The sequence below is a fragment of the Promicromonospora soli genome (assembly GCF_014653785.1).
Taxonomy (GTDB): Bacteria; Actinomycetota; Actinomycetes; order Actinomycetales; family Cellulomonadaceae; genus Promicromonospora; species Promicromonospora soli.
The window spans coordinates 756586-779781 of sequence record NZ_BNAS01000001.1 but is presented as its reverse complement, the minus strand read 5'-3'; the positions used below and the strand labels follow the sequence as shown (position 1 = coordinate 779781).

Genomic DNA, 23196 nt, shown 5'->3' with positions numbered 1-23196 from the left:
CCCCGAAGGCGTTCCCCTGGCAGCCCTTCGACGTCGAGGCGTTGCGAGTCCATTGAGTACACATGCGTCAGAACCCGGAAACCGATCCGACCGGGGTCTTCTCGTCGGCGCCAACAACCATCCGCACGCTTTGGTCCCTATCCGGACTCCGGCTGAGTGTCGGACCTGCCCCGTACGATGCCAGGTATGGCCGATGATGTGCTCAGCTACTCCCAACCCGGACGATTTACCAGCCTGGACGCGATGCAGCTCGAGCTCATCGAAGGTCTTCCGGACGACCCTGTGGGCATCTGTGGCGTGGCGCAGGGCCTCGTGATCCAGCCCCACGACGCTGCCGCGTCAGGGATCGGCGACGACCGGCTCGCGGAGAAGGACATCCGGCCGGCGAACAAGCTGATCGCCGTGCTGACCGAACTCGATCCGTCGCCGCTGCACCACGCCCGAACGCCCGATCGGCGGGTGGTCGGGACGTGCCGCCATTTCACCATGCTCGCCTGCGCGTTCTTGCGGGCGCGGGGCATCCCCGCGCGGGCCCGGTGCGGCTTCGGGACCTACTTCCGTGAGGGACACGGCTTCGACCACTGGATCACCGAGTACTGGGACACCGACGATCGCCGCTGGGTGCGGGTCGACACCGAACACCTAGGCAAGGGCTATGTCGACCATCTCGAGGATCTCGCTCCGGGCGAGTTCCTGACCGGGGGTGAGGCCTGGACCCGGTACCGGGCCGGGCTGGTCGACGGGCAGAGGTTCGGAGTGCCCGGCACAGACCACGCCTGGGGGCCGGCTGAGATCAGCGCCAACGCAGTCCGCGACCTCGCCGCGCTGTGCAATCGCGAGATGCTGCCCTGGGACGAATGGGGCCGTATGACTGCCGCGTTTGAGGGCAAGACCGGTCACGACTACGACCAGCTGATCGACACGCTGGCCGATACCTGTGGGAAAGACGATGCGCAGGCTCTGGCCGTTCTGTTCAGCCACGAGGATCTGGCGGTTCCCGATCACATGCTGAGGTGATCTGCGCAGGCCTGGCACCCTGTAACAGAAGCAGCGAGGCCCGGAATCCTAGGGATTCCGGGCCTTGTGGCTCCCCCGTTGTTGAGGCGCGGAAATGACCTGTTCCTAGGTCAACGTCAGCGGCTCGTGGGACCCTGCGAGAATGACAGAAGTAGATGAAGGGCTCGGTCAGGCTGGTTGGCTTGTAGTGCCGGGTCTGGCGAAACTGCATAGGGCGGATTGCCCCCATCTGGTCGCTGATCGTCTCGCGCAGTTGCGACCTGCGACAGATGACGAGCTCACGACGTTCACGGCCTGCAGGAGCTGCCTGAACGGCAACCGGACAGGGTTCGACTCGTTCGAGTCGGCGCTGGAAGCGCTGCCGATGCCGCTCGAGAACCGGCCCAGGGCGCGAGAGGTCTTCCGCGCGTTGACCGTGACGAAGATCTGGGTCCCGGCATCGCGACAGTACATCGCGGTCGCACCTACAGCAGGTGACTCGGCAGTGGCCTACTTCAACCGGTCGTTCATCGACGTGCATGAGGAGGACGGCGGGTACGCGCGGGAGTACTTGCTCAGTGCGTCGCAGGCATCGACGGGCGCTACCGGACGTCGGGCGGAGGAGCGGCAGAACGACACCTGCAGTTCTTGCGGGATGCAACTGCCAAACACCGGGCGTTGCGACAACTGCGACGCCTGACGCGCGGCACGGTGCCAAGTTCTGCGCTGTGGGGCCAATTGTCGTAGTCGGCTGTTCTCGCAGGTCGGTAGGGTCCCGAGCATGGACACGCCGCTGCTCCTGGTCCCGTCCGACCCGCTTACTCCGCGAGTCCCTGATGAGCACTTCGAGCGTGAGGCCGACGCTGCACGGCAGGCGGGGTTGGACGTAGCGATCGTGGACCACGACGCGATCCTCGCCGGAGACGTCCGGGCAGCGGTACGCCGGGTTCCGATGGCCGACGGCGGACAGACCGCCTGGTACCGCGGCTGGATGCTTCCCTCCGCCGCGTACTCACTGCTCGCCACCGAGTTGGGAGCCCGGGGAGTTCGGCTGCTGACCGGTCCCGCCGCCTATCGGGCCGCGCACGAGTTGCCTGGCTGGTATGGCATGTTCGCGGATCTGACCCCGGCGAGTGTCTGGTTGCCTTGGAAGGCAGGCCGGGCGCCGACGACCGCGGACGTAAGCGCGCTGGCCGAAGCGCTGGGCGGCGGTGCCGGTGTGGTGAAGGACTACGTGAAGTCGCGCAAGCACGAGTGGCACGAGGCGTGCTTCGTGGCCGACCTCGCCGATACGGCGGCTACCACACGCGTGATCGCACGGATGGTCGAGCTGCAGGGGGACGACCTCGCCGGCGGGATCGTCGTACGTGCCTTTGAGCAGTTCGCGCCCGACGCCGGTGGTGGGCGCACCCAGGAGGTACGCGTCTGGTGGGTCGAAGGATCAGCGGTCTTGACCACCCCGCATCCCGATGCTCCCTCCGGGACCGCGGGTGAGGTGCCGAGCGAGGTGTACGAGGCCGTCGGCATGAGCGTGCGTGCTCTGGGGGCCTTGTTCGTGACCACGGACCTCGCACTGCGGTCCGACGGCGTCTGGCGCGTGATCGAGGTCGGCGACGGCCAGGTCAGCGACCTTCCCGCCAATCAGGACCCCGCGCGTCTCATGATGGCGCTGATGCGGGCCTCGCCGATCCGGGAGTAGGGACAACCCCCGATCGAAGAGGGCTGCCAGCATGAGTTCGCCCGAGCCCTGATCTGCCTACTTTGGAATGGAGCCCACTGCCCAACGGAAGGCAAGTCATGCCACCGCTCAAGTGCTCCATGCTGTCTCGAATCACGGCCGTACTGCTGCTCATCGCCGCGCTTCTCACGCCAACCCTCCCTGCACACGCTCAGGACAGCACCGACCTCATCGAGACTCCCGTGTCCTTCGCCAACGGCGACCGGACCATCGGCGGCACGATCATCGCGCCGGCCGACTCGGCAACCGATCTGCCTGGGCTCGTGCTCGTCGCGGGGGCCGGCCCCGGACCTGATCGCGATCGATACCGCGAGCACGCCGAGGCATTCGCCCGGGCAGGGATCGCCACGCTCATCTACGACAAGCGCGGTGGCGAGGACGGATACAGCCAGTTCGCGGCGTCCATGGACGATCTGGCCGGCGACGCCATCGCCGCAGCTCAGACGCTTCGCGAGCGTCCGGGCGTCGATCCGGATCTCGTCGGCCTGCACGGGCACAGCGAGGGCGCCTGGGTGGTCATCGAGGCAGGCGCCCGGTCGGACGACGTGGCCTTCGTGATCGCCTCCGGCGGCAGCGCCTTCACCCCTGACCGTACGCAGCAGTGGATGAACCGCGTTCAGCTGTATCGCCTCGGAGTTGAGGACCGGTTCCTTGACGCACTCGGCTCCCAGCTGGTCTCAGCGATCGTCGCAGCGGACATGTTCCGGCTCGCCGGACACGACCCGCTTCCGACCCTCACGGAGATCGAACAGCCCTTCCTCGGAGTCTTCTCCGAACACGACCTGAACACGCCACCGGCGCAGTCACTGGTGAGCTACCGCGAGGCCCTGGAGGCCGGCGGCCATGAAAGCTACAGCCTGCGGGTCGTCCCCGGCGTCGACCACGAGATGGTGCTGCTCGACGGCAGTGCGATCGGTGCCGCCTACGTCGAGACGGTGTCGTCGTGGGTCACTGACCTCGCTGCGGGAATACAGGAAGTCCGGGTCGACGAGCCACCGTCGCAGGATCTCGAGAGCTCGCCCGCGGCGGACGTGCAATGGTTCGGCACCTGGACGGCGGTGCTCATCGCACTTGTGTTGTCGGTCGTGTTGTTCGGCGCGTACCCGGTCATGGCGCTGGCCTGCAAGGCCCGGGGGTTCGCGCCGATGGAGTCGAGCCGCTCGGCAAGGCTGCTCGCGGTCCTCGGTCTCACGGTTCCCGTGCTGGCGGTCGTCTACCTCATGATGGTCATGATGGTCGCCGGCAAGTCGGTGTTCGGCCCGGTCCTGGCCGGACGGCCCTTGCCGTGGCTGCTGCTCCAGCTCGCCGCCCTGGGTATCGCTGCCGTCGCAATAGCGGTGGTGGTTCAGGCGTCAAAGCGCTGGGGCGACATGGACACCGGCTCCAAGGTCCGGTTCGGCGCACTCGTCGCGGGAACAGTGGTGGTGTTCGTGCCGTGGGCCGCCTACTGGGGGCTGCTGATCGTCTGAGGGTTGGCACTGTGTCCCTCAGGTCTGCGGCACAGCCCCTCCGATGAGGGCTCACAACTAAGACAGCGAGGCCCGGAATCCTAGGGATTCCGGGCCTTTTGGCTCCCGCGGTTGGACTTGAACCAACGACCGTCCGATTAACAGTCGGATGCTCTGCCAGCTGAGCTACGCGGGATCGCGTTCGCCCGTCCCGTGCACCGGGAGGGCGACCGGTGAAAACTCTAACAGGTTCGGACGGATAGTCCTGACGCGTTTTCCGAGTGCTCTGTCACATGGCCGACGGCCCTCGGCGTCGGCGGGTGGGGCCGGACTTGGCGACATGCCGTGGCAACACGCAGAGTCGACGCGGGTCGGGGGACATTTCGTGCCTATCGGCGAGGTCTTGTGCCACCATCTTCGGGTGCGGCCAGCAGCAGACACACCACCGGAGGACACCTGGGTAGTAGGCCTGGACCTCGGAGGAACCGGTTCGCGCGCCGCTGCCAGCCCCGGGCCCGGCAGGCAGCCCGTCCGGGTGGAAGGGCCGCCGCTCCATGTCGTGGACGGGCGGTCCGATGCGCCCGACGTCATCCGCGGGCTCTGCCAAGACCTGGTGCGAGAGCTCGCCGTCGCGCGAGCCGGCGCGGGGGCGCCTCAGATCAGGGCGGCCGCCGTCGGGCTCCGCGGGATGATGGCGATGGACCGGGCCGGCCGTCTGGACCCGTATTCACTCCACGACGTTCTCGCCAACGGCCTGGGTGCCGAACGGACCGCTGTGTCGACTGACGCCGTGACAGCACACCTGGGTGCCCTGGGCGGCCGTGGTGGCGCTGTGCTGGTGGTGGGAACCGGTGCGGTGGCCGTCGCCGTCGACGAGTATGCCCGCTGGTACCTCGCTGACGGGCTGGGTTACCTGGTCGGGGACCAGGGTAGCGGCGCATGGATCGGCCGCGAGGGGCTGACAGCCGCGAACAAGGCCCGCGACGGACGTCAGGACGGCGCCTCGCACGTGCTGCTCCGGGCTGCCGAGCGGCACTTCGGCCGGGAACGGCATGGGATCGACCTCGTCAGTCGTCCGGACGCGCTCCGCCTGTTGGCCGAGTTCGCGAGGGAAGTCCTGGCCGCGGCAGAGGCCGGCGACCCCGCTAGCGTCGCGATCCGGGCGGCTTCCGCGAGAGGGCTGGCAGACACCCTGCGCGCGGCGCTCGGCCACCCGGGGGTAGAAGCCCGCGTTGCGACGACGGGCAAGCTGATGGCCAAGGTCCCGGAGCTGCGCGCCTCGGTTCTGGCTCGCGTGACCGAGGCCCGCCCTGACATCGAGATAGTTCCCGCCGCGGGGGAGCCGCTGGACGGTGCTCTCGTGCTGGCCCGGAGGCTGCTCGAGACGCCCGAGGGAGTGCCGTCGAACCGGCCGTTCCTGTCGGTCCGGATGGGGACACAGGGTCCCGGTGTGGTGTCGCTCGAGAGCGGCACCGTCCCCAGGGTGCCTCGGCGGCGCAAAGAGCTGCCCGACGCTGACGCGGCCACCCTGCGCGCAGGTTCAGGCGGGTAGTCCCGCCGCGTTGCGGACCCGCGCCTCAGCGGCATCGATCAGGTGCGCTATGTCCGGATCGGTGAGGTCGACGTCGTGTCCGCCGATCACCTGGGAGAACAGTTCCCCGTCTGCCCGGCGTCGGACCGCTACGCGGGCGGAGCGCCCGCCCGGCAGCTTGACCGGCTCCGCCAGGACCACCGACCACTGCACCCGTTCACGGAGCACCTGCGGCAGCACGGAGTGCCGGCCCTCGAGCGTCAGCGGCGTCGGCTCATGGCCGTCGACCCAGTGCACCCGGATGACGTTGGACTCCCTGTCGTAGGTGGCCCGGTCGACGTCGGACCACGCCCGGTGCACGACGACGGATGGCGCGCCCCGCGACTCGTCGTCGTCATCGCTCGCGCCCTCGGGTGCCGAGATCAGCAAGAGCTCGGCGCGCGTGGCGAACGCCCACGCCTCGCCCGCGGACGTGACCAGCTCGGCCTGCGCCAGCACCGCATCGGTGCGGTGCGAGCGCACGGCGCGGCGGACCGCCTTCTGCGGGCGGCGCCCGAACCACGATCGGAAACCCATGTGCTCACCGTAGTGCGGCAGGCCGAGGGAGAGCGCCCGGGCGTCGGGCGCGCGGCCGGTCCGCGCCGCCCTTCGGCCTGGGGTCAATCACCCGCGGATCGGTCAGCGGAGATCGGCTGGGTGCCGTAGGTTTTGGCCACGTGACCTTGACCAACGCTGCACGTCCCGCCGAGCCGTCGGACGTGAAGGCCGGCAGTACGGCAAGAGAGCGACGCGAGGAGAAGCGCCGTCGTCGGCGCACTACCCGGGCGGTCGTGGTCGCGACGCTCGTGGTCGTCCTCGCGATGGGCGCGGGCGGGCTCGCCTGGCGTCTCGTGTCGGAGACGGACGATCTCGCCGCACAGAACGCCGTGGCCACGGAGCTGCTGGCGTCCTCCGACGGGAAGGTGGCCGAGCAGACGACCCGCGTCGCCCTCTCCGCGCAGATCGGCGAGGTCGACTCGCTGCTGGCCGAGCCGATCCTCACGCGGCTGACGATCGGGAAGGCGGACGTACGGGCGTCCCTCGGGGCGGCGTCGGACGCCGTCCAGGCCTCGATGGTGGAGTTCGCCCGCAGCGAGGTCACGACCGCGCGCAAAGGCTTGGCGACCGCCGGGAACCTCGGCGAGGAGGTCTACGCCGCCACGAAGGGCAAGGGGGCCGACGCCGCCGTCCGGGCCCGGCTACGGGCGGCCCTGGACACGGTGACCGCTGTCGACGTCGCCGCGAACAGCAGCCTCAGCGGTACCGACCTGGCCGAGCTGGAACAGGCCGCACTCGACCTGAGCGCCAACCGCTCGGTGGTCACCGTGGCGACGCAGGCGCTGTACGACGCACAGGACGCGGTCACCTGCCCCGCACCGGACCAGGTGTGGGACCCGGACAGCGGCGCCGTGCCGAAGTCGGAGCTGGCCCCGATCCCGTGGTCGCCCACGAACCTCGTTCGGGCCGACGTGCTCGACGGGCTGATCGCGCTCGACGCCGCGTACAGCAAGGTGTTCGGCGAGCACCTGACCATCAACTCGTCCTACCGCACGTACGACGAGCAGAAGGCGCTGTACAACCCGTCGTCGCCGATCGCCGCCCCGCCCGGCTGCTCCAACCACGGCCTCGGGCTCGCGGTCGACATCGGGGGCGGCGTGGAGACGTTCGGCACCGAGCAGTACAACTGGCTCAAGACCCACGCCAAGGCCCACGGCTGGGTGCACCCGGCGTTCGCCGAGCCGGACGGGCGCGTGCCGGAGCCGTGGCACTGGGAGTCGGTGCTGGCGCGCGCGAGCTAGACGCGCCACCATCGCCGCTGGAGGCGACCCGTGCCGAACGCGAGGTAAGTCCGTCTCGACATGCGAGTGGGAGCCGACGGGGAGAGTGTCGAAGGTAGCGCGGCGCGACCGAGCGCCGCGACCGAAGAAGGAGACAGTCGTGCCTACGTGGCTCATTCTCGTCCTGGTCGGCGTGGCCCTCGTAATTCTGGGGGTAGCCACCAACATTGGTCAGTTCCTCATCTGGATCGGCGTGATCGTCCTCGTAGTCAGCCTGATCCTCGGCCTCGTCGGCCGCAGCCGGGCCTAGCTTGTAACGGACCCCGTTGACTTCCAGGGCACGCAGCGCAAGCTGCGTGCCCTGTTGGTCTGTCCGACCCGCCGGCCGTAGCACGTGGCACCACTACATCAGGTCGAGGGGTATAGGGCTTGCCATCTGAGAAACCGGTTACTAGGATCCGGGAAACCGGTTACCCGCGGTCCTGCTTTTCATCTGGGTGTCTCGCTCCAGCGCCGGGGCGGAGGCGCTCGGTGATGCCGCCGGCGACAAGTTGCGTATCGATGCAGCCGGCAATGCCGGGAACCCCGGGTGAGACCGGTGCGGCGGATCGTCCGCCGAGACAGTACGGAACGCAGCACAGCAATGTCCCGCATTCAACGACGAACGTGAGGCAAAACGATGAGACGACCAAGAGCTGTCCAGATCCTCTCGGCGGTGGCTGCGGTAACCCTCGCAGTCACGATCGGAGTGACTGCCCAGTCCGCTCCCGACGCCGCGGCAGCCACCGGCCCGGTGACGGGGTTCGCCACGCAGAACGGCGGGACCACGGGCGGCGCCGGCGGGCAGACGGTACGGGCCACGACCGGAACCGGCATCCACACGGCCCTGTGCAACCGCGCCACCAAGAGCACCCCGATCATCATCGAGGTCACGGGGACCATCAACCACGGCAACACGAGCCAGGTCTCGGGACCGGGCTGCAGCACAGCTTCGGGCGTGATCGAGCTCAAGCAGATCAGCAACGTCACGCTCGTCGGCGTCGGCAGCGGTGCGGTCTTCGACCAGATCGGCATCCACATCCGCGAGTCCAGCAACATCATCATCCAGAACGTGACCGTGCAGAACGTGAAGAAGTCGGGCTCGCCCATCTCCAACGGCGGCGACGCCATCGGCATGGAGAGCGGTGTCCGCAACGTCTGGGTGGACCACGTCAGCCTGCTGGCCTCGGGCGGCGAGGCGGAGGGGTACGACGGCCTCTTCGACATGAAGAACGACACCAAGTACGTGACCCTGTCCTACAGCACCCTGCGCAACTCCGAACGCGGCGGGCTGGTCGGCTCCAGCGAGACCGACCTGACGAACAGCTTCATTACGTACCACCACAACCTGTACCAGAACCTCAATTCCCGCGTGCCGCTTCTGCGCGGCGGCACGGCCCACGTCTACAACAACCACTACGTGGGCATAGTCGAGTCCGGCATCAACTCGCGGGCCGGTGCCAAGGCGAGGGTGGACAACAACTACTTCAAGGACTCGAAGGACGTGCTCGGCACGTTCTACACGGACCAGGCCGGCTACTGGCAGGTCGCCGGCAACGTCTACGACAACGTGACGTGGTCGGGCCGCAGCAGTGACTACAACCCGGCCGGCCCCAACCCGACGTCGAACACCTCGGTGAGCATCCCGTACTCGTTCACGCTGGACGGGGCGAGCTGCGTGCCGGCGGTCGTCAGCCAGACGGCGGGTGCCAACAAGGGCAACCAGGTGTCGGACGGCAGCTGCACGCCGACCAACCCGACCCCGACACCGACCCCGACCCCGACTCCGACCCCCACGCCGACGAACCCGCCGACCGGCACCAACCTGAGCCTCGGCGCGGGCGCCGACGGCTCCAGCAAGGCCGACGGGACGAGCTACGGCAGCGTGCTGGACGGCAACACCAGCACCTACTGGTCGCCGGCGGGCTCGACCGGCCGCGTGTCGATCAAGTGGGCAACGGCCACCACGGTGTCGTCGATCAACATCCGTGAGGCTGCCGGCGCCGTCGGCAACATCGGTTCGTGGCGGGTCGTCAACAACGACAACGGCGCCGTCCTGGCGACGGGCAGCGGGGCAAAGGTCGTCAGCTTCCCGGCGACCTCGATGAGCAAGATCAACTTCGAGATCCTCAGCTCCACCGCAACACCGCGTATCGCCGAGTTCGAGACCTACGCCGGTTCGTCGTCGTCGGCCACCGCTGCCACCTCTTCGTCCGCCGCAGGGACCATGGAGCCACTGGCTGCCGCCGCGGTGCAGCGGATCGAGGCCGAGTCGTCGGCGGCGACCTGCGACGGCACCATCGACTCCAACCACTCCGGCTACTCCGGCAGCGGGTTCTGCAACTCCACCAACGCGTCCGGCGCGGCACTGCAGTTCAGCATCGGCGGCGCGACCGCCGGCACCGCCACCCTCACGGTCGGGTTCGCCAACGGCGGCACCTCGGCGCGCACCGCGGACCTGATCGTCAACGGCACGAGGGTCCAGTCGGTCTCGTTCGAGCCCACCGGGGCGTGGAACACCTGGTCCACGAAGTCCCTGACGGCCCAGCTGAGCTCGGGCACCAACACCGTCCGGCTCGTCGCGACCAACTCGGGCGGCCTGCCGAACATCGACTACCTCGAATCCCCGACCGGCGGGACCACCGAGCCGCCTACCGGGGACGCGCTGTACGTTGCGCCCGGCGGGACCGACGGCGCCGCGGGGACACAGGCGAACCCGACGACGCTGACCGCGGCGATCGACCGGATCGCGTCCGGCGGGACGATCTACATGCGCGGGGGGACCTACAACCTCTCGCAGACGGTGAACATCGAGCCGGGCAACAACGGCACCTCGGGCAACCGCACGGAGCTGTTCGCGTACCCCGGTGAGCGGCCGGTGGTGAACTTCTCGGCGCAGAGCGAGGACCCGGCCAACCGCGGGATCGCCATCGGCGGCGACTGGTGGCACCTGCGCGGCATCGTCGTCGAGCACGCCGGCGACAACGGGATCCTCCTCGGCGGGGACAACAACATCATCGAACGGGTGGTGACCCGGCACAACAACGACAGCGGCCTGCAGCTCTCCCGCTACACCGCAGGGGCGCCCAGCAGCGACTGGCCCTCGAACAACCTCATCCTGTCGTCGGAGTCGCACGACAACGTCGATTCCGACGGCGAGGACGCCGACGGGTTCGCGCCGAAGCTCACGGTGGGTCCGGGGAACGTCTTCCGGTACACGGTGTCCCACAACAACATCGACGACGGCTGGGACCTGTACACCAAGCCCGACACCGGCCCGATCGGAACGGTGACCATCGAGGACTCGCTCTCGTACGAGAACGGGACCCTGTCGGACGGCTCCCAGGCCGGGAACGGCGACCGCAACGGCTACAAGCTCGGCGGCGAGGGCATCGGGGTCAACCACATCGTGAAGCGCAGCATCGCCTTCGACAACGGCAAGCACGGGTTCACCTACAACAGCAACCCCGGGTCGATGACCATCGAGAACAACCTGAGCATCGGCAACACCGAGCGCAACTTCAACTTCGACGCCGGCACCTCGACGTTCCGCAACAACACCTCCTGCAACAGCGGGTCGTCCGACCGGATCATCGGCAACGACGCCGGCGGGAACCAGTGGTGGTCCGGCTCCAACGGCTCCCGGTGCGCGCAATACTCCGGGTCCCTGGCCTGGTCCTTCGCCTCCGACGGTCGCCTGGTGGTGACGATCGGGGGAACCACCGTCAACCTGTGACCGATCCGGCCGGGGGGCACATCGCCAAACCATGCCGGGTAGGGAGGTGCGGATGAACTGACTGTCTTGAGCGGTGTCCTGGGGGCGTGCGGCGCTGCATTCCCCCGGGACACCACCCGTTTCGGTGCCCCTACCGGTGGCCGCCGCTCGCGGTCAGTCCCTCCGCTGTCGGCCTGCTAAGGGAGAGGTCCCACGGAGGAGTCCGGCTCGGCGTCGAGCTCAGCGGCGGCGGCGTCCAGCTAGGCGACCCACCACCAGAACCGGGGTCCGGCGCCAGCGAGCAGCCAGCCGGGCAGGAGTGTCAGGGACATGCTCGACCAGTCCATGAGGAACGCGTCGCCCAGCGTGCTCAGGAGCGCTGCGCTACCGAACAGGAGTACCGCCGAGACCAAGGCGACGACCAACAGCTTTAGCGTCGCCCGGCGCACGCGGCGCCCGCAGACCTCACCCATGAGCGACCCTGCGTGGACCGCCCGTCCATGCCGTCGTACGGGTATGGACGGGCGGTCGTGATTGTCGCTGTGTCGTCAGCGTGTGCCGAATGCCTCTTCGAAGGACGCGAGGAGGTCGGGGGTCAGCTCGCCGGTGTAGCCGCAGCTGTTGACGAACCCGTCCTGCGCGGAGACCAGGTAGGTCTTTCCCTGGGTCATCTCCACGCCCTCCGACATCTCGGGGCCAGGCTTGGACACGCGCACTGTGGTGACGTCGTCCTGACCGCCGCGGAACCAGCGGTCAACCTTCAGGACCGCGCTGGTGTCGCCGACGTCGACGACCTCGCCCTGGAACGCCACCGGCATCCCCTGCAGGAACGCGAGCTCGAACTCCGCGCACGCCGGGGCGAGGCTCCCGTCCGGCAGCTGCAACGTCATCACCTGGGCTGCCTGGGGAGTCCGTTCCGGGGCCAGGGGCCCAAGCGCAATCGTCGTTCCCACTCCGCTGGTCACGAGGACGGCTGCGGCGAGGGCGAACACCACCCGACGGCGCGGCCGGCTCGGAACGGCGGCACGGGTGACGGGGACCGTCGTAGGGGTGCGGTGGTGGTCAACGGGGGTGCTCATGGTTCGCTCCCAAAGGGCTCGGGCCTGCGGGCTGGACGCGGCGTCGACCGGTTGGCCGGCCGCGGGGTCGCGGCGGGACAGGGCGGCCCTTAGCTCATCGTCATTCATCCGGCTCATCGGGCCTCCTTCTCGCTCACACGTACTTCCTGTCCCGCACTGGCCAGATCCTGTCGCGCGCCATGAGACGCGAGATACGACTTCATCCGTCGTTTGGCCCGCGACAAACGCAGGCTCACCGCATTCGCACTCGTTCCCAGGGCAACGGCAATCTCCCGGGGCGCCAGACCTTCCCAGGCCCACAGCATGACAACCTCCCGTTCCTTGGCGGGCAGCGACGCGAGCGCGGCATCCACGCCCTGCCCACTCTCCGCTGCCGACCCGTCGCGATCAGGTGTCACATGCAGCTCGTCCGCCAGCCGCAATGTCAGGCGCACGCGGCGATGGGCTGATCGCCGCAGGTTTGCCACGCAGTTGCGTGCCACGTTGTAGCACCACGGCAGCTCCGCCTCGGCGGGGACGTCATCGAGCCGTCTCCACAGAACCAACAGGGTCTCGGCGACGATGTCGTCAACGTCAGACGGATCGACCCGGCGCATGGCGTATCGATGTATCGGTTCGTGAACGAGCGCCGCCAGGCGTGTGAAGTGCGCCCGGCGGTCGTCCTCCCGTGGTTCGGCAGCTGTCATGTCTCTCTTCTGTCCGGCTCGGTCCGCGATCTGTCATCGTCCGCACACTCGGCCCGCAGAGATATTGGGCACTGAGATAGTGCTCCAGCAGCGACGCTGCCGCTGACGTCCCGTCTACCATCCGAGAACGATCCCCTCACTCAACAACGAGGCGAGAAAACCTCAGTGCAGTGCTGTCGCGTCCTTCGAGATCTTGTTCCGTGGCCATCGCGTCGCCTCGGGCTCGCTGGCCTCGGCTGCTCGCTAGCTTGCCCGCGCTGGTCCAGCCTCACACTGAGGTGTCCCTATTCGGTGGAACCCCGGGTGAAGCGCCGAGACAGTGTCCATGCTGGGTGTGATAGCGCTGGGTTTCCGCTGGGTCGGCACCGTGTAACGGAAGCAGAGAGAGGCCCGGAATCGGCGGGATTCCGGGCCTCTGGTGCCCCGTACAGGACTTGAACCTGTGACCGAGAGATTATGAGTCTCCTGCTCTGACCAGCTGAGCTAACGGGGCGTGCGCGGCACCATGCCGCGCAAGGATCCTACTGCCTCAGCCGGTCAGCGTAGGTGCGGCCCGCGTGGGCACGTCCAGGGCGCACTAGCGACGACGTCGACTTCAGGACGCTCGGGGCGACTGACGCCGTCCGCCTCGGTACGCTCGAAAGTGAGCGGCGGGCCGGCACCCGCAGGGTGCTACAGACCCCCCCGCGAGAGCCGAGGCGGGCGACATGAGTACCGGACCGGGCGAAGGAACCGAGCCTGGCGGCGCGAAGAGCCGACGGCTCATGCTGCTGCTGGCGGCAGCGATGTTTGTGCTCGTGGTCGACACCTCGTTGATGAACGTGTCGATCTCTGCGGTCATCACGGACCTGGACACCACGGCCGGAGGCGTGCAGTCCGCCATCGCGCTCGAAGCGCTGGTCTCGGCGGCGTTCATCCTGATCAACAGCAAGGTGGGCGATCTGATCGGTCGCAAGCGCGCCTACGTCCTCGGGTTGCTGGCGTACGCGACGGGGGCGGTGGCCATGACGCTCGCGCAGAGCCTCACGGCGATCGTCGTCTTCTGGGCCGTCATCGGCGGGCTCGGGGCCTCGTTGCTCCTGCCGGCGATGCAGTCACTGATCCATGGCAACTTCGCCGGTGCGGCCCAGAAACAGGCATACGCGCTGGTCGGCGCGGCGGCCGCCATCGCTGCCGCGATCGGCCCGCTGCTGGGCGGGTTCGTCACGACCTACCTGTCGTGGCGGGTCGGGTTCGCGCTGGAGGCGCTCATCATCGCCGTCGTCCTGAGCCAGATCAGACTGGTGCGCGAAGTCCCCTACACCGGCTCCCGCCAGGTCGACGTCGTCGGCGCGATCCTGTCCGTCGTCGGCATGGGCGGCGTGGTGCTCGGGATCCTGGTCTGGCAGGAGGGCGGTGAGCTCGTCGGCCTGCTCATCGTGGTCGGGGTCGTGGCGCTGGTGGCCCTCGCCTGGTGGCTCAAACGACGTGCGCGTGCGCACAAGGTCCCCCTGCTTGATCCCGACCTGTTCCGCCATCCCAGCTTCACCACCGGGGTCACAGGTCAGATGCTCCAGCAGATCACGCTCGGTGGGGCCATGATCGCCCTGCCGCTGTTCCTGCAGATGACCCTCGAGTACAACGCCCTCCAGGCGGGTCTGGCCCTGACCCCGCTCTCGCTGACGATGTTCGCGGCCGCGGTCGTGGCGGGCAAGAGGGCCGGACGCCGGCGTCCGGCCGCGATCATCCGCGCCGGGTTCCTGCTGGCCAGCCTCGGGATCGCCGTCATCATCCCGTTCGTCTCCCGCGTGGACAGCGGCTGGTACCTCGTGCTCCCGCTCGCCGTCGCAGGCTGCGGACTCGGCCTGCTCGTCTCGCAGCTCAACAACTACACCCTCGCCCCCGTCGAGGAGGAACGGGTCAGCGAGGCCGCCGGCGTCAACTCGGCTGCCGGTTCCTTCGGCCTCTCCTTCGGCCTCGCCATGTCGGGAGGTATCTTGCTGGCCGCCCTCGTGCTCAACTTCAACCAGCTGACCGAGGACAGCTCGATCATCCCCCTCGCCCAGCAGCAGCAGATCGCCGCCGCGCTCGAGGCCGACGCCGAGGTCATGAGCAACACCCAGCTCGCAGAGCAGATCACGGGCCAGCCCCCGGCAGTCGAGGCCGAGGTACTGGCCATCAACGACGACTCCCGCAACCGCTCGCTGCAGGTTGCCCTGCTGGTACCGCTGCTCGCCGGCCTCGTCGGACTCGTCAACTCCTTCCGCATGATGCGACTGCCCGACTACAAGCCGTCGTCCTCGCTCGACGGGACAGAGCTCGGCTGACCTCGCTCGGCCCGGGCGGTCCGCGAAATGCCTGGCGCGCGCTCGCCGTCGGCACTTAGGTTCTGCGAGCCATTCCCCTCAAAGACCTGGAGCACTCCCATGTCGTCGAACTTCCCGGTCGCCCTGTCGGGCGCCCGGGCCCAGACCCTCATGTGGGCGCACGAGCACGACGTGGACCACGCCGCGCTGAACCAGCTGCGAAACATCTCGGCCCTGCCCTGGGTCGAGGGTGTGCATGTCATGCCGGACGTCCACCTCGGCAAGGGTGCGACCGTCGGCTCGGTCATCGCGATGCGTGACGCGGTCTCCCCGAACGCCGTGGGCGTCGACATCGGGTGCGGCATGATCGGCGTCCGCACCTCGCTCACCGCGGCCGACTTGCCGGACGACCTCTCGCGCCTCCGTGCGCGCATCGAGGCTGCGATCCCGGTCGGGTTCAACTCCCACGACGAGCAGGTGGACCTGCGCCGCCTGCGACCCGTGAAGGGCTCGGGAGGCCAGGAGCGGCTGCGCGGCGAGCAGGCGTTCTGGGACCGGTTCGAGACGCTGAACCCGAAGGTGCGGCAGCTGGAGACCCGGGCGCGCAAGCAGCTCGGTTCGCTGGGTGGGGGAAACCATTTTGTAGAGGTATGTCTGGATTCGGATGACCAGGTGTGGCTCCAGCTCCACTCCGGGTCGCGCAACATCGGCAAGGAGCTCGCTGAGCACCACGTCGGCATCGCGAAGCGCCTCGAGCACAACGTAGGCCTCGTGGACCGGGAGCTCGCAGTGTTCCTCGCCGGCACGCCCGAGATGGACGCGTACCTCAACGACCTCTGGTGGGCGCAGGAGTACGCGGCCCGCTCGCGGGCGGTCATGATGGCGCTCGCCGTCCAGGCGGTCCGTGACGAGTTCACGGCGATGTCCGACGGCGGCCGCGCGCTCACCTTCGACGAGGGCGTGAACGTGCACCACAACTACGTGGCGCGCGAGCAGGTCGACGGCGCGGAGCTGATCGTCACCCGCAAGGGTGCTATCCGGGCCGGCCTGGGCGACCTGGGCCTCATCCCCGGGTCGATGGGCACGGGCTCCTACGTGGTGCGCGGCCTGGGCAACCCGGCGTCGTACTGGTCCGCGTCCCACGGCGCGGGCCGGCGGATGTCCCGGACCCGGGCCAAGAAGGAGTTCACGGTAGAGGACCTCGCCGCCCAGACCGAGGGCGTCGAGTGCCGCAAGGACCACGGCGTGCTCGACGAGATCCCGGGCGCGTACAAGGACCTGGACGCGGTGATCGCGGCGCAGTCCGACCTCGTCGAGGTCGTGGCCCGCCTGCGGACGGTGCTCTGCGTCAAGGGCTGACCGCCGCGGGCTACCGCGGTCTGCGCGAGGCGCGACCACCCGCGACGACGGGTGGTCGCGCCGGCAGCGGCACCGTCCGGACCCTCGCGTCCGGGACTGCGGTGGACGTCGCGGACCTCGAGGATCAGAGTGGGTCCAGGTTCAGGAGGTGCCCGACGTGCAAGCACGCGATCCGCAGCGGGACGACGCCGGTCCCGGCACGAGGCCTGGTTGGACGATGATCACGTTCGGCCTGCTGCGTTCCGGGGCGATCTCGGTGTTCCTGGTGGTGCTCTACTACCTGCTGCCCCTTTCGCGCGGTTCGGTGTCGTTCCTGGCGACCGCACTGATCCTCGGCCTCACGGCGCTCGCGGCGACGGCGATCTGGGAAGTCCGTGCCATCGTCCGGTCCAGGGCTCCCGCCATCCGAGCGATGCAGGCCTTGGCGACGCTCGTCCCGTTCTTCATCCTTCTGTTCGCGTCGACCTACTTCATCCTGAGCAACCAGGCGCCGACGACGTTCAGCGAGCCGCTCTCCCGGTCCGATGCCCTGTACTTCACCATCACCACGTTCGCCACGGTCGGTTTCGGCGACATCGCGCCTCGATCGGAGGCAGTCAGGCTGCTGGTCGCCGGGCAGGTGCTGCTGGACCTCATCATCCTCGGCCTCGGGATCCGGGTGATCTTCGGCGCGGTCAAGAAGGGCCGGACCGGCTGAATCCTGGAGCGGCACGGGCTGGAACGGGACCGGTGCCTCTGGCAACCTGTGCGCGGTGAGCAGCGCACAGGGCGGCGAGGGTGCCCGCCCCCTTCCATGCGGGCCGGCAGACGAGCCGACGTATCGGGCACCCGCCGTCTCCCGGCGCGTCCGCGGCCTCGTACTCGCGGTCTGGGCGCTCCTGGCCGCGCACCTCACAGCGACATTCCTATGGGCGGCACCGGGGTACGTGACCGGCCTGCCGGACGATGACGCGCCTCCCGGCCGGGGACCCGCCACCGCCGCGCATCGTGCCCTGGAGACCTATATGACCCCGGTCTTCGCCCAGAACTGGTCGATCTTTGCCCCCTCGCCCCTGCACGTGGAGTACACCCTGCTCGTGCGTGGCGTGTACCCCGGCGGGCCCGACGGCGGCCTCGTGCCCGGGCCCTGGATCGACACCACGGCGGTCGAGGTCCGGGCGCTGACCGGACACCTGCTCCCGGCGGCGACCGAACGCCCGTCCCGCCGTCTGGCATCCGACACCCGCAACGCCTACCTCGCGCTGTCCGAAGAGGCACGGGCCGTCGTCCTGGCGTCGCCCACGAGCCTGCGGAGCCGGGAGGCTGGCACAGCGGCCGACGCCAATCCCTGGCCCGGCCTGCGCACCGCGCTGCTCGACGCCGGGGCCACGCCGGACGCCGTCGACCAGTACCTCGGCGAGGACCGGGCCCTGGCCGCCTACGCGACGCAGGTGCTGCGCGCGGACGGACCGGCCGCGGCCGGCCACGACCCCGTGTACGTCCAGGCGAGCATCGTGCGCCGCGCCGTCGCGCCGTACGGTGCCGGCGAGCGGCCGGAGCCCACCGAGCTGGTCCTCGGAGCCCGGCCGCCTGTCGTCGTAGCCGGACAGGACGACGCCGCGTTCCGCGCCACCTGGGATGCGCTGCGCACCGAGACCGCGCCCGGCGGGGACGTCCAGTGAGCCGGCTGCTGGACGCCGGGGTGCGCTGGATGACGGCATCCGCCCACGCGACCTACGGCGTCGCGCTGATGCGCATCGTGTTCGGCCTGGGCATCGCCGGCTACGTGGCGGTGAACTTCCCGGCGCGCCACGCCCTCTGGGGCGCCGGAGCCCGCTGGACGACGACGATCGGCGGGCATGCGCTCACCAGCGGCCCGCTGCTCACGGTGGGCTGCATCGCGCTGCTCCTGGTGGCCGTGCTGGTCGCCGTGGGCTGGCGGGTCCGGTGGACGCTGCCGCTGCTGCTGTGCGGCTGGACGGGGCTGACCGCCGTGAATCCCCTGATCGCCGACCAGGGCGACAACATCTCGCGGATCCTGCTGGTCTACCTAAGCTTCGCCGACACGTCGGCCCGCTGGTCGCTCGATGCCCGACGCCGGGGGAGCGTGAGCGGCGCGTCGGCACGAGGGGCGGCACCGCTACCGGCGTCGGCCCTGCTGCAACCCGAGCGAACCCAGGTGCGCAACCTGCTCCACAACGCCGCCGTGCTGGCGGTGGGAGCGCAGATCTGCCTGGCCTACGTGCTGTCTGGGCTGTTCAAGCTGCAGGGTGCCCAGTGGCGCGACGGATCGGCCGTGTACTACCCGCTGATGCTGCCGCAGTTTCGGCCGTGGCCGCCGCTGGCCGACCTCGTCGCGGGCAGCGGATGGCTCGTGGCCGCGGTGACGTGGGGGACGATCGTGCTGCAGCTGGCCTTCCCGCTCCTGCTGCTGCAGCGGCACCTGCGGGTGGCCGGCGTGGCCGGGGCGCTCGTCATGCACGCCGGCATCGGCGTGATCATGGGGCTGCCGTTCTTCTCGCTGTTCATGATGGCGGGCGACTGCGTGTTCCTCCGGGACGCGACCTGGGCCCGCCGAAGCAGTCAAGTGGCGAGGTGACCGCTTGACTACTTCGGCGAACCGGGGTGATCAGCCCACCTGGTGCAGCCAGCGCACCGGCGCGCCGAGCCCGGCGTACCGGAACGGCTCGAGCTCGTCGTCCCAGGCGGCACCCAGGGCGAGGTCGAGCGCGTCCCTCATCGCGCGCGGGTCGGCGAGCTCGAGGGCGGCACGCACCCGGTCCTCCTGGACCACGACGTTGCCGTGCACGTCGGTCATGGCGTGGAAGATGCCGAGGTCGGGGGTGTGCGACCAGCGAGCGCCGTCGGCGCCGTTGCTCGCGTCCTCGGTGACCTCGTAACGCAGGTGCGACCACCCGCGGAGAGCGGACGCCACCTTGGCGCCCGTGCCCTGCGGGCCCTGCCAGGAGTATTCGGCGCGGTACAGGCCACGTCCTGCGGGCTGCGGGGTCCAGTCCATGGAAACGCGCACGCCGAGTACGTTCCCCGCGGCCCACTCGATGTGGGGGCACAGGGCACGAGGCGCAGAGTGCACGAAAAGCACACCCCGCGTGGTGACACCGGCCATGTCTTCCTCCCTGGGTCGAGGTACGTCTTCCCCTACGTCCTCACCCGGGCGGTGACGCTGTGGTCGGCTGCACAGCGGTGCTTCGGACCACATCCTGCACGATTCGCGGGTGACATGCGAGGCGAAAGGTGCACAGACGTCGAAAGAAGCAGGGCGTGCGACAAGTTCCTTGCGGCACATTCTTGCCTAAAAGGGCGTAGCGCCACTAGTGCCTCTTAGGAGTTTCTTGAGATTCATCCCATAGGCCGGATGTGTACTAAACGCCCTAGGCCGAGCCTCACAGGCGCGCGCGAAGCTCCCGCATCGCCGCGCGCCGCGTCTCCTTCTGGAGGCGGTCGAGGTAGACCGTCCCGTCGAGGTGGTCGCACTCGTGCTGGAGGCAGCGGGCCATGATCCCGGTGCCCTCCACGGTGATGGGCTCGCCGTCGAGGTTGATGCCCTCGACCCGCGCGTAGTTCGCGCGCACCGTCGAGTACCAGAGTCCCGGCACGGACAGGCAGCCCTCGCCGCCGTCCTGCTGCTCCTCGCCCAGCTCGACGATGCGGGGGTTCAGCACGTAGCCGATGTCGCCCTCGATGTTCCACGAGAAGGCCCGCAGGGACACACCGATCTGATTGGCGGCCAGTCCGGCACGCCCTTCGTCGTCCACCGTGTCTACCAGATCGGCGACGAGACCGCGGACTCGGTCGTCGATAGTCGTCACGGTGTCGCACGGGGTGCGCAGCACTGGGTCGGGAACCACACGGATCTCACGCATTGCCATGCGGGCATTCTTCCATGTCAGAACGAGGGGGGTCGGACCCGACAGGCCGCACTCCGGCAGGGTTCGCCACGAACCGCGTGGGCACGCCTTTGGCATGGCGGGCCGCGCCGCGGTGGTCAGTCCAGCGGCCGCGGGCGCCTCGCTCCGGCGAGCGTGGCCGCCAGGATCGCCTCGATCGCGAAGGCGGTCGTCTCGGCGAGGTCGACGGCCGCTGGGTCGAGAAGCCACTGCACCTGCAGGCCGTCCATGGCGCCGATGACGGCGCTGGCAGCACGGTCGAGCTCGGCGTCGCCGATCCCGACGGGCTCGGCGTCCTCGCCGGCTTCGCGCGCGGCCGCGACCTCGGCGTCGACGATCTCGCGCAGCGCCTGGGCGATGTCGGCGCGCAGGGTCGCGAAGCGGTTCCTGACCCACGGCGCGGCCGGGTGCCCGTCGGTGACGGACTCGCCGGTGAGCACGGCGTAGGCCTGCACGATGCCGCGCCGCTCGATGTTGAGGTTCACGAGGTGCCTGAAGAGGTCGAGCCCGCCGGGCTTGCCCTCGAGGTGCTCGATGTCGATGCGGTGGCGGTACTCGAGGACCGCCAGCAGGAGCTTGTCCTTGCTGCCGAAGTGGTGGAGCACCCCGGCATGGGTGATCCCGACCTGCTCGGCGACGTCGACGAGCGAGCTCGCGTGGTAGCCCTTCGAGCCGAAGACGCGGGTCGCCGCGCTGAGGATCTCCTCGCGCCGCTCTGCGCGCGAGGGGCGCGGGGTCCGTGTCCGAGTCTGTGCGTCCGTCATGCGGCAACCCTAGACGTAGATCTGGCCCTTACTAACCGGTAAGTATGTGTGGTTAGATCCTCCAAGTCGTCCCGCGAGGCCGGGACCGTGCAAGGAGGCACATCATGAGAATTCGCAAGCACTCTGGCTTGGCGGCGGTCGCCGTTGCCGTGGCGCTGCTCGCCGCGGCCTGCGGCCCTGCGGGTGGTACCGCTCCCACCGGCGGGGGAGGCGAGGGCGACGTGCTCACCGTCGGCATGCCGAACGGCGTGCAGACGGAGAACCAGAGCCCGTTCGCAACCGGTTCGTCCGCGCTGTCGCTCGGCTACGCGTTCGTCATCTACGAGCCGCTCATGATGGTCAACGACGCCCGCCCGTCCGACGACCCCACACCCTGGCTCGCCGACAGCGTGGAGTGGAACGAGGACTTCACCGAAGCGGTGATCACGCCCCGCGAGGGCGTCACCTGGTCCGACGGCGAGGAGTTCACCGCCGAGGACATCGAGTTCTCGATCCGGCTTCGAATGGAGTCCGAGGGCCTGAACACCGCCGCCCTGCCGTACAGCGACGTCTCCACGGACGGCTCGTCCGTCACCGTCACCTTCTCCGCGCCGCAGTTCGTCAACCAGTCCAGGCTGTACAAGCTGCTGATCGTGCCCGAGCACGTGTGGAAGGACGTCGACGACCCGGCGACCTTTGCGAACACCGAGCCCGTCGGCACCGGCCCGTACACGCTCGAGTCGTGGACACCGCAGGCCGCCACCGTCGTCGCCCGCGAGGACTACTGGGGCGGCGAGCCGCAGGTCCCCACGATCCGGTACTCGTCCTACAACGACAACAACGCCCTTACCACCGCCCTGACCACCGGTGAGGTGCAGTGGGGCTGGACATTCATCGCGGACTACCAGAACGTCTACCTCGCGCAGGACCCGGAGCACTACCACCAGTACGCGGCCGCGGGCCTCGGCATCGACGTGCTCTACCTGAACAACGAGACGAAGCCGTTCGACGACAAGGCGTTCCGGCAGGCGCTCAACATGGTGGTCGACCGCGCCGAGCTGGTGCAGATCGCCACGTCGGACGTGAACCCGGCACTGACCAGCGTCACGGGCCTGCCCCTGCCCGCCGGCGAGGCATTTCTCTCCGCCGAGTACGCCAACGCCGAGTACGAGGTCGACGTCGAGGGCGCCCGCGCGCTCCTCGAGGACGCCGGCTACACGTGGGACGGCGAGACCCTCGTCGACCCCGACGGCGAGCCCGTCACGTTCGAGCTGGTCAACCCTGCCGGCTGGAACGACTACCTGACCGCACTCGACCTGATCAAGAATGCCGCTGCCGAGCTCGGCGCCACGGCCACTGTCGACCCCGTCAACCAGGACGGCTGGTTTGCCGACATCATCCCGCCGGGCAGCTTCCAGGCCAGCCTGCACTGGACCGACGGCGGGGCCACCCCGTGGGACATGTACTCGAACATCATGGACGGCGCCCACTACAAGCCGCTCGGCGAGCCGGCGAGCTGGAACTACGGCCGCTTCCAGAACGACGAGGTGACCGCGGCGCTCGCCGAGTTCGCCGGCAGCACCGACGACGCAGCCCGCAAGGCCGCCATGGACACCGTCCAGAGGGTGTTCGTCGAGGAGGTGCCCGCGATCGCGATCTGGTCGCGCCCCGCGACCGCCCAGTACTCCACGCAGAGCTACGTGGGCTGGCCGTCGGAGGACGACCCGTACAACCAGCCGCAGCCGTTTGGGCCGCAGGCCGCCCAGATCGTCATGAACCTCGAGCCTGCGGACGGATGAGGGTAGTGAACGACGCACCATTCGCCCCCGGACGGGAGTCACCGCCGAGCCCCCGGTGCTGGTGGCGACCGGTC

Annotated in this window: 21 protein-coding genes and 2 tRNA genes; 14 read left to right on the top strand and 9 right to left on the bottom strand. The window is 69.1% G+C overall.

What is annotated here, in order from left to right; translation table 11 throughout:
* Window positions 1–186 precede the first annotated feature (186 nt).
* From IE250_RS03540 to IE250_RS03525, 4 genes are all read left to right on the top strand, one after another.
* A complete protein-coding gene (locus IE250_RS03540; protein ID WP_189667851.1) occupies window positions 187–1017 on the top strand; it encodes a transglutaminase-like domain-containing protein in 831 nt (276 codons plus the stop codon).
* Window positions 1018–1159: 142 nt separating this feature from the next.
* Entirely contained in the window at window positions 1160–1696 is a 537-nt protein-coding gene (locus IE250_RS03535) for a hypothetical protein (RefSeq protein ID WP_189667850.1), read from the top strand.
* A gap of 81 nt (window positions 1697–1777) precedes the next feature.
* Window positions 1778–2695 (top strand): ATP-grasp domain-containing protein, encoded by a 918-nt coding sequence (locus IE250_RS03530; protein ID WP_189667849.1) that lies wholly within the window; start codon window positions 1778–1780, stop codon window positions 2693–2695.
* Window positions 2696–2793: 98 nt separating this feature from the next.
* Window positions 2794–4203: an alpha/beta hydrolase family protein gene (locus tag IE250_RS03525; protein WP_189667848.1), complete on the top strand. Its 1410-nt coding sequence runs from the start codon at window positions 2794–2796 to the stop codon at window positions 4201–4203.
* Window positions 4204–4302: 99 nt separating this feature from the next.
* On the opposite strand, the gene IE250_RS03520 is transcribed toward IE250_RS03525, so the two are convergent.
* Window positions 4303–4378, bottom strand: a tRNA-Asn gene (locus IE250_RS03520).
* 225 nt (window positions 4379–4603) lie between these two features.
* Here IE250_RS03520 and IE250_RS03515 point away from each other — a divergent pair.
* The gene (locus IE250_RS03515; protein ID WP_189667847.1) at window positions 4604–5734 is read left to right on the top strand and encodes an N-acetylglucosamine kinase; all 1131 of its coding nucleotides are present in this window, start codon (window positions 4604–4606) and stop codon (window positions 5732–5734) included.
* On the opposite strand, the gene IE250_RS03510 is transcribed toward IE250_RS03515, so the two are convergent.
* On the bottom strand, window positions 5723–6289 hold the full coding sequence (locus tag IE250_RS03510) for a hypothetical protein (RefSeq protein ID WP_189667846.1): 567 nt from the start codon (window positions 6287–6289) through the stop codon (window positions 5723–5725). The genes IE250_RS03515 and IE250_RS03510 overlap by 12 nt on opposite strands.
* A 140-nt stretch (window positions 6290–6429) precedes the next feature.
* Between IE250_RS03510 and IE250_RS03505 the strand changes: the two genes are divergently transcribed.
* From IE250_RS03505 to IE250_RS03495, 3 genes are all read left to right on the top strand, one after another.
* The gene (locus tag IE250_RS03505; RefSeq protein WP_189667845.1) at window positions 6430–7551 is read left to right on the top strand and encodes a M15 family metallopeptidase; all 1122 of its coding nucleotides are present in this window, start codon (window positions 6430–6432) and stop codon (window positions 7549–7551) included.
* A 139-nt stretch (window positions 7552–7690) separates the two neighbouring features.
* Window positions 7691–7840, top strand: coding sequence for a hypothetical protein (locus tag IE250_RS03500; protein WP_189667844.1), 150 nt, complete (start codon window positions 7691–7693; stop codon window positions 7838–7840).
* A 405-nt stretch (window positions 7841–8245) separates the two neighbouring features.
* Window positions 8246–11305: a right-handed parallel beta-helix repeat-containing protein gene (locus IE250_RS03495; RefSeq protein WP_229872100.1), complete on the top strand. Its 3060-nt coding sequence runs from the start codon at window positions 8246–8248 to the stop codon at window positions 11303–11305.
* Window positions 11306–11544: 239 nt separating this feature from the next.
* Here the strand turns inward: IE250_RS03495 and IE250_RS03490 are convergent, their stop codons facing one another.
* The 4 genes from IE250_RS03490 to IE250_RS03475 all read right to left on the bottom strand — a co-directional run bounded on the left by IE250_RS03490 (window position 11545) and on the right by IE250_RS03475 (window position 13542).
* Window positions 11545–11757, bottom strand: a complete 213-nt coding sequence (locus tag IE250_RS03490) for a hypothetical protein (protein WP_189667842.1) — start codon at window positions 11755–11757, stop codon at window positions 11545–11547.
* Between the two features lie 75 nt (window positions 11758–11832).
* The gene (locus IE250_RS03485; RefSeq protein ID WP_189667841.1) at window positions 11833–12363 is read right to left on the bottom strand and encodes a hypothetical protein; all 531 of its coding nucleotides are present in this window, start codon (window positions 12361–12363) and stop codon (window positions 11833–11835) included.
* Window positions 12364–12476: 113 nt separating this feature from the next.
* Complete coding sequence (locus IE250_RS03480) at window positions 12477–13049, bottom strand: RNA polymerase sigma factor (protein WP_189667840.1); 573 nt, start codon at window positions 13047–13049, stop codon at window positions 12477–12479.
* A gap of 416 nt (window positions 13050–13465) precedes the next feature.
* Window positions 13466–13542: transfer RNA gene (locus IE250_RS03475), tRNA-Ile, on the bottom strand.
* A gap of 214 nt (window positions 13543–13756) precedes the next feature.
* Here IE250_RS03475 and IE250_RS03470 point away from each other — a divergent pair.
* The 5 genes from IE250_RS03470 to IE250_RS03450 all read left to right on the top strand — a co-directional run bounded on the left by IE250_RS03470 (window position 13757) and on the right by IE250_RS03450 (window position 19271).
* Window positions 13757–15355, top strand: a complete 1599-nt coding sequence (locus IE250_RS03470) for an MFS transporter (RefSeq protein ID WP_189667839.1) — start codon at window positions 13757–13759, stop codon at window positions 15353–15355.
* 99 nt (window positions 15356–15454) lie between these two features.
* On the top strand, window positions 15455–16693 hold the full coding sequence (locus IE250_RS03465; RefSeq protein ID WP_189667838.1) for an RtcB family protein: 1239 nt from the start codon (window positions 15455–15457) through the stop codon (window positions 16691–16693).
* A gap of 157 nt (window positions 16694–16850) precedes the next feature.
* Complete coding sequence (locus IE250_RS03460) at window positions 16851–17390, top strand: potassium channel family protein (protein WP_229872099.1); 540 nt, start codon at window positions 16851–16853, stop codon at window positions 17388–17390.
* 55 nt (window positions 17391–17445) lie between these two features.
* Entirely contained in the window at window positions 17446–18354 is a 909-nt protein-coding gene (locus tag IE250_RS03455; RefSeq protein ID WP_189667836.1) for a DUF5819 family protein, read from the top strand.
* Window positions 18351–19271 (top strand): HTTM domain-containing protein, encoded by a 921-nt coding sequence (locus tag IE250_RS03450; protein ID WP_189667835.1) that lies wholly within the window; start codon window positions 18351–18353, stop codon window positions 19269–19271. Before IE250_RS03455 ends, IE250_RS03450 begins: the two co-directional genes overlap by 4 nt.
* 30 nt (window positions 19272–19301) lie before the next feature.
* On the opposite strand, the gene IE250_RS03445 is transcribed toward IE250_RS03450, so the two are convergent.
* The 3 genes from IE250_RS03445 to IE250_RS03435 form a co-directional block, all read right to left on the bottom strand.
* Window positions 19302–19799 (bottom strand): DUF3145 domain-containing protein, encoded by a 498-nt coding sequence (locus IE250_RS03445; protein ID WP_189667834.1) that lies wholly within the window; start codon window positions 19797–19799, stop codon window positions 19302–19304.
* A 277-nt stretch (window positions 19800–20076) separates the two neighbouring features.
* Complete coding sequence (gene def, locus IE250_RS03440; protein ID WP_189667833.1) at window positions 20077–20562, bottom strand: peptide deformylase; 486 nt, start codon at window positions 20560–20562, stop codon at window positions 20077–20079.
* 116 nt (window positions 20563–20678) lie between these two features.
* Window positions 20679–21344: a TetR/AcrR family transcriptional regulator gene (locus IE250_RS03435; RefSeq protein WP_189667832.1), complete on the bottom strand. Its 666-nt coding sequence runs from the start codon at window positions 21342–21344 to the stop codon at window positions 20679–20681.
* 104 nt (window positions 21345–21448) lie between these two features.
* Here IE250_RS03435 and IE250_RS03430 point away from each other — a divergent pair, with 104 nt between their 5' ends.
* Window positions 21449–23122 carry an ABC transporter substrate-binding protein gene (locus tag IE250_RS03430; protein ID WP_189667831.1) on the top strand — a complete coding sequence of 558 codons (1674 nt, stop codon included), beginning with the start codon at window positions 21449–21451 and terminating at the stop codon, window positions 23120–23122.
* The last annotated feature ends 74 nt before the right edge of the window (window positions 23123–23196 follow it).

Coding starts and splice junctions, on each gene's coding strand:
- IE250_RS03540 (WP_189667851.1), top strand. CDS start 187: ATGGCCGATGATGTGCTCAGCTACTCCCAACCCGGACGATTTACCAGC.
- IE250_RS03535 (WP_189667850.1), top strand. CDS start 1,160: ATGACAGAAGTAGATGAAGGGCTCGGTCAGGCTGGTTGGCTTGTAGTG.
- IE250_RS03530 (WP_189667849.1), top strand. CDS start 1,778: ATGGACACGCCGCTGCTCCTGGTCCCGTCCGACCCGCTTACTCCGCGA.
- IE250_RS03525 (WP_189667848.1), top strand. CDS start 2,794: ATGCCACCGCTCAAGTGCTCCATGCTGTCTCGAATCACGGCCGTACTG.
- IE250_RS03510 (WP_189667846.1), bottom strand. CDS start 6,289: ATGGGTTTCCGATCGTGGTTCGGGCGCCGCCCGCAGAAGGCGGTCCGC.
- IE250_RS03490 (WP_189667842.1), bottom strand. CDS start 11,757: ATGGGTGAGGTCTGCGGGCGCCGCGTGCGCCGGGCGACGCTAAAGCTG.
- IE250_RS03485 (WP_189667841.1), bottom strand. CDS start 12,363: ATGAGCACCCCCGTTGACCACCACCGCACCCCTACGACGGTCCCCGTC.
- IE250_RS03480 (WP_189667840.1), bottom strand. CDS start 13,049: ATGACAGCTGCCGAACCACGGGAGGACGACCGCCGGGCGCACTTCACA.
- IE250_RS03470 (WP_189667839.1), top strand. CDS start 13,757: ATGAGTACCGGACCGGGCGAAGGAACCGAGCCTGGCGGCGCGAAGAGC.
- IE250_RS03465 (WP_189667838.1), top strand. CDS start 15,455: ATGTCGTCGAACTTCCCGGTCGCCCTGTCGGGCGCCCGGGCCCAGACC.
- IE250_RS03445 (WP_189667834.1), bottom strand. CDS start 19,799: ATGGCCGGTGTCACCACGCGGGGTGTGCTTTTCGTGCACTCTGCGCCT.
- def (WP_189667833.1), bottom strand. CDS start 20,562: ATGGCAATGCGTGAGATCCGTGTGGTTCCCGACCCAGTGCTGCGCACC.
- IE250_RS03435 (WP_189667832.1), bottom strand. CDS start 21,344: ATGACGGACGCACAGACTCGGACACGGACCCCGCGCCCCTCGCGCGCA.
- IE250_RS03430 (WP_189667831.1), top strand. CDS start 21,449: ATGAGAATTCGCAAGCACTCTGGCTTGGCGGCGGTCGCCGTTGCCGTG.